General features: G+C 67.6%; 11 protein-coding genes and 1 pseudogene. 8 read left to right on the top strand and 4 right to left on the bottom strand.

Going from position 1 to position 9,618, the window contains the following annotated elements; genetic code table 11:
• Nucleotides 1-131: 131 nt before the first annotated feature.
• The gene (locus ABZ420_RS18640; protein WP_357123981.1) at nucleotides 132-530 is read right to left on the bottom strand and encodes a helix-turn-helix domain-containing protein; all 399 of its coding nucleotides are present in this window, start codon (nucleotides 528-530) and stop codon (nucleotides 132-134) included.
• A 62-nt stretch (nucleotides 531-592) separates the two neighbouring features.
• On the opposite strand from ABZ420_RS18640, the gene ABZ420_RS18645 reads away from it, so the two are divergent.
• Entirely contained in the window at nucleotides 593-1,432 is an 840-nt protein-coding gene (locus ABZ420_RS18645; RefSeq protein WP_357123984.1) for an NAD(P)H-binding protein, read from the top strand.
• Nucleotides 1,433-1,731: 299 nt separating this feature from the next.
• Here ABZ420_RS18645 and ABZ420_RS18650 read toward each other — a convergent pair whose 3' ends face one another.
• On the bottom strand, nucleotides 1,732-2,376 hold the full coding sequence (locus ABZ420_RS18650; protein ID WP_357123987.1) for a hypothetical protein: 645 nt from the start codon (nucleotides 2,374-2,376) through the stop codon (nucleotides 1,732-1,734).
• Between the two features lie 173 nt (nucleotides 2,377-2,549).
• Between ABZ420_RS18650 and ABZ420_RS18655 the strand changes: the two genes are divergently transcribed.
• Nucleotides 2,550-3,158, top strand: a complete 609-nt coding sequence (locus ABZ420_RS18655; protein ID WP_357124268.1) for a PAS and ANTAR domain-containing protein — start codon at nucleotides 2,550-2,552, stop codon at nucleotides 3,156-3,158.
• 146 nt (nucleotides 3,159-3,304) lie between these two features.
• Here the strand turns inward: ABZ420_RS18655 and ABZ420_RS18660 are convergent, their stop codons facing one another.
• Nucleotides 3,305-4,306, bottom strand: coding sequence for a WYL domain-containing protein (locus tag ABZ420_RS18660; RefSeq protein ID WP_357123990.1), 1,002 nt, complete (start codon nucleotides 4,304-4,306; stop codon nucleotides 3,305-3,307).
• Nucleotides 4,307-4,368: 62 nt separating this feature from the next.
• Here ABZ420_RS18660 and ABZ420_RS18665 point away from each other — a divergent pair.
• Both ABZ420_RS18665 and ABZ420_RS18670 read left to right on the top strand, forming a co-directional pair.
• Nucleotides 4,369-4,917, top strand: a pseudogene (locus tag ABZ420_RS18665) (DinB family protein); the annotation flags it as partial.
• 21 nt (nucleotides 4,918-4,938) lie between these two features.
• A complete protein-coding gene (locus tag ABZ420_RS18670; protein ID WP_357124271.1) occupies nucleotides 4,939-5,337 on the top strand; it encodes a RidA family protein in 399 nt (132 codons plus the stop codon).
• Between the two features lie 67 nt (nucleotides 5,338-5,404).
• On the opposite strand, the gene ABZ420_RS18675 is transcribed toward ABZ420_RS18670, so the two are convergent.
• On the bottom strand, nucleotides 5,405-6,583 hold the full coding sequence (locus ABZ420_RS18675) for a DUF3089 domain-containing protein (protein ID WP_357123993.1): 1,179 nt from the start codon (nucleotides 6,581-6,583) through the stop codon (nucleotides 5,405-5,407).
• Nucleotides 6,584-7,155: 572 nt separating this feature from the next.
• Here ABZ420_RS18675 and ABZ420_RS18680 point away from each other — a divergent pair.
• The 4 genes from ABZ420_RS18680 to ABZ420_RS18695 all read left to right on the top strand — a co-directional run bounded on the left by ABZ420_RS18680 (nucleotide 7,156) and on the right by ABZ420_RS18695 (nucleotide 9,612).
• Nucleotides 7,156-7,380 carry a hypothetical protein gene (locus ABZ420_RS18680; protein ID WP_040867268.1) on the top strand — a complete coding sequence of 75 codons (225 nt, stop codon included), beginning with the start codon at nucleotides 7,156-7,158 and terminating at the stop codon, nucleotides 7,378-7,380.
• Nucleotides 7,380-7,568: a hypothetical protein gene (locus ABZ420_RS18685; protein ID WP_357123996.1), complete on the top strand. Its 189-nt coding sequence runs from the start codon at nucleotides 7,380-7,382 to the stop codon at nucleotides 7,566-7,568. Before ABZ420_RS18680 ends, ABZ420_RS18685 begins: the two co-directional genes overlap by 1 nt.
• A gap of 344 nt (nucleotides 7,569-7,912) precedes the next feature.
• On the top strand, nucleotides 7,913-8,746 hold the full coding sequence (locus ABZ420_RS18690) for an ABC transporter permease (RefSeq protein WP_040867357.1): 834 nt from the start codon (nucleotides 7,913-7,915) through the stop codon (nucleotides 8,744-8,746).
• Between the two features lie 2 nt (nucleotides 8,747-8,748).
• Complete coding sequence (locus ABZ420_RS18695; RefSeq protein WP_357123999.1) at nucleotides 8,749-9,612, top strand: ABC transporter permease; 864 nt, start codon at nucleotides 8,749-8,751, stop codon at nucleotides 9,610-9,612.
• Nucleotides 9,613-9,618 lie beyond the last annotated feature (6 nt).

A 9,618-nucleotide genomic window follows, 5' to 3' on the forward strand; every position in this document is an offset into this window, starting at 1 on the left:
CAATGCATTCCGGGCAACATTGCCACCCATCCGGTGTCGGGCCACGACCACGGGAACCCGTGGGGACTCACCTTTCCGCTGCTATCAGCCGGAGGTTCCTATGAACCCAGGAGGGGAGGGCGTACTCGGGATCACGGGCGTTGCCGGTCGTGGCGGCGCTGGGCGGCGACCACCTCGACGGTGTGCTGCCGGATCCAGTCCAGGAACTGCCGCAGCGACTCGGTGAGACCCTGGCCGAGGGCGGTGAGCTCGTAGCTGACCCGCGGGGGCGTGGTGGGCTCCACAGTGCGTGCGACGAGCCCGTCGCGGACGAGCGTGCGCAGCGTCTGCGACAACATCTTCTCGCTGATCCCGCCGATCAAGCCGTGCAGTTCGGAGAACCGTAGTGGACCGCCGCCGAGGGCGGCCAGGATCAGCATTCCCCACCGGCTGGTGATGTGGTCGAGGATCTCACGCGCAGGGCAATCGCTGTTGAATGCGTCACTCATCACCGGCCATGCGGCGTTGGGGACCTGCGGGCGTACCGTCACATCCGGAGCTTACCTGAAGGTATGTCCTTACCGGAAGAAAGTTGGCTCGCTACGGTACCGCCATGGTCACAGTCGTTTTCGGAGCCAGAGGCAATGTCGGTCGCCACGTCGCGGCCGACCTTATCGCGAAGGGCGAGCAGGTCCGTCTGACGAGCAGGGAACCCGGCACGGCGGGCTTGCCGCCGGTCGGGCAGGTCGTCATGGCCGATCTGGAGCGCCCCGAAACGCTGCCCGCCGCACTCGAGGGCGCCGAGCGCGTGTTCCTCTACGCCAAGCCCGACGGGATCGACGGTTTCGTGGCGGCAGCCGAGACCGCCGGGATACGGCACGTCGTACTCCTGTCGTCCGGTGCCGTCCTGCAAAGCAATGCCGCGGACAACCCGATTGCCCGGACGCACGGCATCGTCGAGTCCGCCATCGTCGAGTCCGCCCTGGAATGGACCTTCATTCGGCCCGGCATGTTCGCCACGAACGCACTGTGGTGGTGGCAGAAGTCCATCCGCGACGAAGGCGTCGTCCGATTGCCGTACGCCGACGCGCGGACCACACCCATCCACGAACATGACCTGGCAGCGCTCGCGGTGACCGCGCTGACCGAGCCGGGTCATCACCGCCGCGCCTACGCCGTGTGGGGCCCTGAGTCGCTGACGCTGCGGCAGCAGGTGCAGCACATCGGTGAGGCCATCGGCCGTGAGATCGTCGTCGAAGAGATCTCCGCCGAACAGGCGCGCGCGGAATTGAGCGAGACCATGCCGTCGATCGGTGTCGACGCCGTATTGGCTGGATGGAAGGCCGGAACAGTCGCTCCGTCGCCGGTGTCGAGGATCATCGAGGAAATCACCGGCCGCCCTGCGCGCACCTTCGCGCAGTGGGCGAGCGACCACGCAACAGATTTCCGCTGAACCGGTCGACGCCTGCCGGTCCCGCCTCGCCGCGCGGGTCGAGGCAGACGCGGTTAGGTAGCTGTCGCGCAGTGACCGCGCTTTCGTCCGGAGCCATCCCGCTCGATACTCACGGCCGCAGCGGATTCGAGCTGACATCGGCGAGAGAAAGAACGGTCGCGAGGACCATGATCCATCGTTGCGGCGTCCGGCGAAGGGGGCGGCTATCGCTCGAGTCCGCGAGCCCGGCGTAGACACGCCCCTGCCCCACAGCTGGTTCGCCAGGGTCGGTCCCGCAATCGAGGCTCGGGCGGGGCTGATCACTTGATGGAGGGAATCGTCAGGTGGTTTGCGAGGATCGCAGCTTCGGCGGCGAGACCGGGAGGATTGGTGGCGATGAACATCGAGTCCGCGGCCAGGTTGCCGAGGGCGTGCCAGGTGGGGTCGGGGTGGTCGCCGACGAGGAGGCGGCGGGTGCCGCGCTCGATGCGCAGACCGCCGGTCGGCGCGAGTTCCGCTGCGCCGGTGGCGATCAGTGCGCCGAGGAGCGGTTCGGTCTCCTGCGGTGTGGTGTAGGCGGGTGGGTTGACGGCGTTGAAGACTATGTCGGCGGGCCGGTCGGTGCCGTCGAACACTGTGAAACCACCGCCGGGCCGGGCCGCCGGCTTCGTGACACCCGGTCGCAGCCGTAACTGCCCGGAATCCAGCAGGCGCAGAATGATTCGCGCGTTATGCGGCACCATCGGGGAGCTGAGGCTGCTGATGGTCCGGAAATATCTCTCGCGCAGCATCGTCCGGTCGTGCTCGGCGAGCACGGGCCAGAGGATCGGACCCATGGTCCGGATCGCCATGGTCAGCAGGCGGCGGCCCTGGTGAGGTGAATCGACCGCGTCCAATTGGCGGCGCAGGCGGGTGGCCGGTTCCTCGGTCGCAAGCCGCGGCGAACTCGTCGTGAAACTCTTCACCGACCACTACGAACCCCTCGCCGCCCGCAACACCGTTCGTGTGCTGGACGCTGGGGCGAGGTAGACGTGCCTGCGCGCAGGCGCCCACGGGAGTGAATGATCGAGTGGTGACGGAAACGGCGCATCCTGGCAACGGCAGCCCGGCGGAGACCGCCGTCGGCGAGCGGCAAGAGCTGGAGACCATCGGAAGCTTCCGATTCTGGTTCGCCGACCACCGGTGGGAGTGGTCGGATCAGGTCGCGAGGCTGCACGGGTACGCACCGGGGACGGTAGAGCCCACCACGGAACTGCTCTTGGCGCACAAGCATCCGGACGACCGCGCCACGGTCGCGGAGACGCTGGCCACGGCGGTGCGGACCGGTGAGCCGTTCTGCAGCAGGCACCGCATCATCGATCTGGCCGGCCGGGTGCATCACGTGCTGGTGGTGGGGGATCGATTGCACGACTCGACCGGCGCGACCGTGGGAACCACCGGCTACTACGTGGATCTGACCGGTCGGCTGGACCAGAACCGGCAGGAAGTGCTGAAGGAGACGCTGCCGGAGGTCGTGGCCGCACGGGAGGTCATCGAGCAGGCCAAAGGCGTCCTGATGTTCATCTACGGCATCAATGCCGAGCAGGCGTTCGGGGTGTTGCAGTGGCGCTCCCAGGAAACCAACACCAAACTGCGCGATCTGGCGGCCAAACTAGTCGCCGCGGTCGTCGCGCAGGGCGGCGGGCCGGTTCAGCAGCGCACCCGGTTCGATCATCTGCTGCTGACCGTCCACGAACGACCCGACTGAATCCGTCCGGCTGGACTCCGGCGGGAAGATTCATCGGCGGTGGCTCGGCTGCAACCCGACCCCCGCGGCCATGCGGCGCTGCACGGCCGAGTGCGTGCGGGCCACCAGCATAGAGCGCACGCGGCGCCGCGATCCCGCGAGCCGGTTCACGACTCCTCGACCTCCGGCGGCGGTGCGATCGCCGCCCCGGCCGAGAGCAGCCGCTGCGCCAGCGCGCGACTGCGCTGCCCGAGTTCGGGAGGGTCGAGGATCTCGAAGTCGTGCCCGAGCAACAGCATGTGCACGAGCACGATGTCGAGGCTGTCGTCGGCGCCGCTGAGCACTTCACAGAGCTCGCTGCCGCGTGGTCGCACCACTGCCGCCGACGCCGGGATCTGCGCGCGCACCGTGTCGGCGCAGGCGTGCACCAGGAAGCGGGCGCGATGCGGGTAGACCCGGCTCGCCACCCCTTCCTGCACGTAGGCCGCCGCCTCGGGCGCCGTGCGGGGGCGGAAACGCCACGTCCGTGCGGACACATCGGTCATCCGGTCCACGCGGAAGCTGCGCCAGTCGTCGCGATCGAGGTCGAAGGCCAGCAGGTACCAGCGGCGGTCGGAGGCGACCAGGCGGTAGGGCTCCACCCGCCGCCGTCGCACCTCGCTCCCGGCGGGGTAGTCGAAGCCCGCCTCCACCTCGTCGCGACAGGCTCTGGCCAGGGTCATGAGCACGCCGGGGTCGACCGGGGCGCGGCCTCCGCCGAAGGACTCCACCGCACCGGAGAGCGCACGCACCTCGTGCCGCAATCGGGTGGGCAGGACCCGGTCGAGCTTGGCCAGCGCTCGGAGTGCGGCGGCGCCGGCGCCCGCCACCGCGCCACCCGCGCCGACCAGCAGCGACACCGCCGTGACGATCGCTTCCTCGTCGTCGAGAAGCAGCGGCGGGAGGTCCTGTCCCCGGCCGAGCCGGTAACCGCCGCCGACGCCTTGGTCGGCATGCACCAGGTAGCCGAGCGCGCGCAAGCGCTCGACATCGCGCCGGATGGTGCGCGCTGTGACGCCGAGCCGGTCGGCGAGTTCGGGCCCGGTCCAGACCTCGCGTTGCTGGAGCAACCCGAGCAGCGTCAGCACCCGCTCGGTCGTGCCCCGCTCGCCAGCGCTCGCCGCCTCCATGTCGCTCAGCCTGCCAGAAATAGCGGACCGATTCTGTCCGCTGGGCATGTCAGGGTGGCGGCATGGACGCAGACGAACTCGACTGGAACAAGACGTTGCGCGAGCAGTGGGAGTTCCACTGGACCCGGCAGCTCCGGCCCCGGCTCCACGGCCTCACCGACGACGAGTATTTCTGGTCACCGGTGCCGGACGCCTGGAACGTGCGCCCGCGCGGCACTTCGACGGCGCCCGTGCAGGCCGGTGCGGGCGATTTCACGATCGACTTCGCCCTTCCCGAGCCGGTTCCCGCACCGTTCACCACCATCGCCTGGCGACTCGGTCACGTCATCGTCGGCGTGCTCGCCGCGCGCAACGCGGCCCACTTCGGCGCGCCGGCGGCGTCGTACGAGACATGGGAGTACGCAGGCGACGCGGCCACCGCGCTCGACCAGCTCGAGGCCCAGGTCGACACCTGGCTGGCGGGGGTGAGCGGTCTCGGACCGGCCGCACTCCGGGAGCCGATCGGCGCGAAGGAGCCCTTTCCCGAGTTGCCCATGGCCGACCTGGTGCTGCACATCCACCGCGAGCTGATCCACCACCTGTCCGAGGTCTGCCTGCTGCGCGACCTCTACACCCACACCGGCCCCGCCACCATGAGGAGACCCGTGACCACGACGCATCTCGACCCCGAGGAACTGCACCGGAACCCGGCCTTCACGCAGGGCGTGATCGCACCCGCCGCCCGGACACTGTACGTCGGCGGCCAGCTCGGCACCGACAGCACCGGAGAACTGCTCGACGGCATCGAAGCGCAAACCGTCCAGGCGATGCGCAACGTGCTGACCGTGCTCGCCGCCGCGAACACCGGTCCCGAGCACGTCGTCAAACTCACCATCTACCTGGTCGACGGAGTCGATGCCCAGGTGGGATACGCGGCGTCGCGATCGGTGTGGGGCGATCACCGCACCGCCGTCACGGTCGTCTCCACCGCGGGACACGCGCGCCCCGGCGCACTCGTCGAAATCGACGCGATAGCGACAATCCCCGAATAGGACGGACTGCGAGTCGACGAGGTTATCGCGCTCTTCCGAGGTTCGTCGGCGGTCGCAGCTCGTATGTTCAGCGATGCCCGGCGCGATGAGCGCTGCTCTGAGACGCCACGATGCGAACGAGATCACCGAGTGCGATCTCCACGTCGGTGAGGTGTAGACCCCAGGTCGCGTCCGGGACGGGATACAGCTCGGGGCTGCCCGGTTCGGGAGTCGCCATCAGCGCCGTCGCGTCGTCGCCGTGCACGCACTGGAGCCGGTACTTCTCGGCGGGGACCAGCCACGGCGTCGGCGCGACGACGGCCGACGGCCCGCGGCGAAGCGCCACTTCGACGCCGAGCGGGCTGGGCACCGGATTGCTGCGGAGCACGGTCGCCGCGGTGCGGGATTCGTTGCGGCTCAACGAGGCCGGATTGGTGCAGGCGATCTCGTAGCCGGGGCCGTACGGTCGAGGCAGCGGCTCCGGGGTCATGGGGTTGCGGCCGAATCGGCTGTCCGGCGGCGGGGTCGCGCCGAAGGTCTGCCAGGCGAGCACGCATCGCGTCTGCTCCTCGCTGCGGCACAGCGGCAGATATCGGAAGTCGCCGCCCACGTCAGCGTGCTCGGGCACCACCACGTTGCCACCCAGCAGGATCGCCGACAGGATCCGGTCCCGTACCGCCTGCTGCGGTTCGATCTCCTCGCGGATCAGTTGGCGCAGCATGCGCGCGCCCTGCGAATGCCCGATCAGCACGACCGGCCGTCCGCTCTCGCGCTCCGCGAGGAACTGCCGCCATGCCCGCAGGACGTCTTCGTAAGCGATCCGCGACATCTGCGCGCGCTGCTCGGGGGTGTAGGTCCGCTCCGTCGCCAACGCGGTCAGGGTCCGCTGCCGGTACACCGGCGCGAATACCTGACAGACCTGGGAGAATCGGGCCGCCTGCTGCTCGGCGACTGCCCGCACCTCCGGCGTCACGACGGTATCGGAGTTGGGCGTCGGCTCCGATGACACCGTCGGATACACATAGAAGCAGTCCACCCCCGGATCCTCGGCAGGCGCCGGGTCCTCGCGCACATCGGGTCGGCCCGCCTGGCGCACCGTCGTCGCCGCACTCCCCGCGCAGGGATCGTCCACCCGATCCGGCCTGCACAACCACACGACACCGGCGTCATCGACGGTGTCCGCCGCCGCGCTCACCGACGACCCCGCCGCAAGTCCGACTCCGCACACGACGGCCGCGACCGCCCGCTGCCACCGACTGTTCCGCATCCCGCACACCTCATTGCTTCCGCGCCCGACCACGAGCGCCGGTCCGCGACACCGCGAATGGTGTTTCGGCGCTCTCGTCGGCGTCAGCCTAGCGGCGATCGGACGCGACGGGACCTCGATCGCTCGGCACGGTCACCGGCCGCCTCGGCGGTCTCGAAGGGCGGATGGGCCGCCTCGGACTCCGGGCTCGTCTTCGATGAGCTGAGCGAGGCGGTCGCAAGCCGGTGACGAAGCTCCGGGGAGGGACTGTACGGCCAATCGGGCCATGGCCGGGTCGGCGACGGGGCGGCTCTCGGATCGGCTGTGGTACTCGGCGAACGGTCGATCTCCGCGACGACTGCGGTGATGGCGCCGCACCGGTGATGAGGCCCTTCGGCCGCCTGTCGCGAGGCTTTACCCGCGCGAGCGCTAGGGAGAATCTGCATCAACATGACGGCCGCGTCCAACCGGCGTCGGGGTCCTATTTCCTGCTCAGTTCGGGACTTCAGCGCCTGATTGCCGGGAAGTCTTCCATTCCAATGAGAATTGTGACTAACATAGCTGCGGATCGAAGCGAAAGGATGCATCGACGCATGCTCAAGAGACTCGACCGGATACTCGGTTACGAGATGAAGGTCTCCGAGTTCCTCGGCACCCTCATCATCATCGGCGTTCCCTACGGGGTGGCGGGGGTGATCTGGACGCTCACCCACACCGGCCATCTTCGCGATATGCACGGCATCGACCTGGTGATGTCGTTCCTGGGATCCATCGTGTGCTGGCCGGTGCTCACCTTCTCGAATGTGTGCATGACCTGATGATGGCTGTGGTGTGGCTCATCGACGTTCTCGTGATCGTGGTGAAGATCCTCGGTGGGCGGATGAAGGTGAATCCCGTCCTTCGCGCCGGGATGTGGGTGGCTGTGCTCAGCCTCTTCCTGGCCGGCTGTGCGGTGCTCGTCGCACTGGTGGTGCTACTGCAGCGGTGGTTGGAGGGCCTCGCGTAGCACGTCACTCGCCTGGTCCATCCTGTGGACGATGAGGAATGTACGGTTACTTATCGTTGTATGTAGGCTCGCTATGGAGTGGGCACTTGCCTACTGACATGGCATATGCGCAGTTCAAGCCAGCGTCATTCGCCTGAGCGTCGGCTCGATGGAGACCTGCGGCGGTAGTCGATCGTGGAAGAAATAGTCAATCACTTATTCTTGTATGACGTCTGGGCGGTGTGTAACACTTCACACGCTCCGCGCCATCGAAGGGGCGGCCGCTGGTGCGGCGGACGAGAAATCGAAAGGAACGGCCACCAGTGACTGCCTCGCTGCGATCGCCTGCCGACAAGCAACCGCCACTGGAACCGGGCGAAATCGAGAAGTTGGTTGCCGGCGCTTCGGGATTGTGGCGACGCCACCCGCAACGCTCGCTGGAGACGCTGGGCCGTCAGGTCACTCTGGGCCGCGAAGCGATTGTCCAACTGTTCGTTTCGCTGGTCCGGGGACGATTTCCCTACCAGGAGTTCATCAAGCAGTGCGCGTTCATGGCCGGGGTGTCGGCGGCGCCGACGGTGTTCGTAGCCATTCCGATCGCCGTCGTGGTCTCCATTCAGGTCGGCGCCCTGGTGAATCAAGTGGGCGCCACGACATTCATCGGCGCGGTCGCGGGATTGGGCATCATCCGCCAAGGCGCGCCATTGGTGTCGGCATTGATGGTCGCCGGTGCGGTCGGCTCGGCTATCTGTGCCGATCTGGGATCGCGCACCATCCGGGAAGAGATCGACGCGATGATGGTGATGGGGGTCGACCCGGTACGCCGCCTGGTCGCGCCCCGGCTCGCCGCGGCGGTACTGGTGAGCGTCTTGCTCTGCGGGTTCGTCGTCTTCGTCGGCTTCGCGACCGCCTACATGTTCAATGTGTACGCCCAATCCGGTACGCCGGGTTCGTTCATCAGCTCGTTCGCCTCCTTCGCGGTGGCCGACGACCTGATCATCGCCCTGGTGAAGGCCGCGATCTTCGGGGTGCTGACCGCGGTGATCGCCTGTGACATCGGTTTGCACGCGCACGGTGGCCCGGGCGGTGTCGCCAACGCGGTGAACTCGGCGGTGGTCAGTTCCGCGCTGATGCTGTTCGCCACCAACATCATTCTCACCCAGCTGTACAACACGTTGTTTCCGGCGAAGGTGGTGTGAGGGTGGCGAGCAGCTACACACCCCCGGCGCTGAAACCGCTGCGCACCGTCGGACGGGCCGCGCTGGCGCCGGTGCACGCCAATCAGCGCGTGGGGCACCAGGCCATCACATTCTTCCAGGCGCTCGCCGCCATTCCGTTCGTCCTGCGGCACTACCGCCGTGAGGTGACGCGGCTGACGGCCGATATCGGCTGGGGCAACGGCTCGCTCATCGTGGGCGGCGGCACGATCGGCGTCGTCGTCATCTTGTGCGCGTTCGGCGGGATCATCGTCGGCATGGAGTCGTTCACGGCGCTGAACCTCCTCACGATGTCGCCGCTCACCGGCGCGATCTCCGGCTTCGCCACCACCAGGGAACTCGCGCCCATTCTGGCGACCTTGGCCTTCGCGATTCAAGCGGGATGCAGATTCACCGCCCAACTCGGCTCCATGCGGATCTCCGAGGAAATCGATGCGCTGGAGTCCATCGCCATCCGCCCGCTTCCCTATCTGATCAGCACGCGCATGATCGCCTCCACCCTGACCATCATCCCGCTGTACAGCATCGGTCTCGCGACCGCCTATCTGGCCACCAAGATCACGGTGCTGTTCCTGGGCGGAACGGCGGCCGGTACCTACGATCACTACTTCTTCCAGTTCCTGATCGGCACGGACGTCTTCTTCTCCCTGCTCAAAGTGGTGGTGTTCGTGATGCTGTCGACGTTCATCCAGTGCTACTACGGCTATGTCGCCACCGGTGGCCCGGAAGGTGTCGGGGTCGCGGCCGGGCGTGCCATCAAAATGGTGATCGTCGTGATGGTGTTCGCCAATCTCTTCCTGACACTGACCATCTGGGGTATCGATCCCGGATTCCGGATCTCGGGGTAAGGCCGA

Source organism: Nocardia sp. NPDC005745 (assembly GCF_040630775.1).
In the GTDB taxonomy this organism is placed as follows: Bacteria; Actinomycetota; Actinomycetes; order Mycobacteriales; family Mycobacteriaceae; genus Nocardia.

Excerpts from the sequence above, each read along its gene's own strand:
- ABZ420_RS18645 (WP_357123984.1), top strand. The coding sequence starts at position 593 with ATGGTCACAGTCGTTTTCGGAGCCAGAGGCAATGTCGGTCGCCACGTC.
- ABZ420_RS18660 (WP_357123990.1), bottom strand. The coding sequence starts at position 4,306 with ATGGAGGCGGCGAGCGCTGGCGAGCGGGGCACGACCGAGCGGGTGCTG.
- ABZ420_RS18670 (WP_357124271.1), top strand. The coding sequence starts at position 4,939 with ATGAGGAGACCCGTGACCACGACGCATCTCGACCCCGAGGAACTGCAC.
- ABZ420_RS18675 (WP_357123993.1), bottom strand. The coding sequence starts at position 6,583 with ATGCGGAACAGTCGGTGGCAGCGGGCGGTCGCGGCCGTCGTGTGCGGA.
- ABZ420_RS18680 (WP_040867268.1), top strand. The coding sequence starts at position 7,156 with ATGCTCAAGAGACTCGACCGGATACTCGGTTACGAGATGAAGGTCTCC.
- ABZ420_RS18685 (WP_357123996.1), top strand. The coding sequence starts at position 7,380 with ATGATGGCTGTGGTGTGGCTCATCGACGTTCTCGTGATCGTGGTGAAG.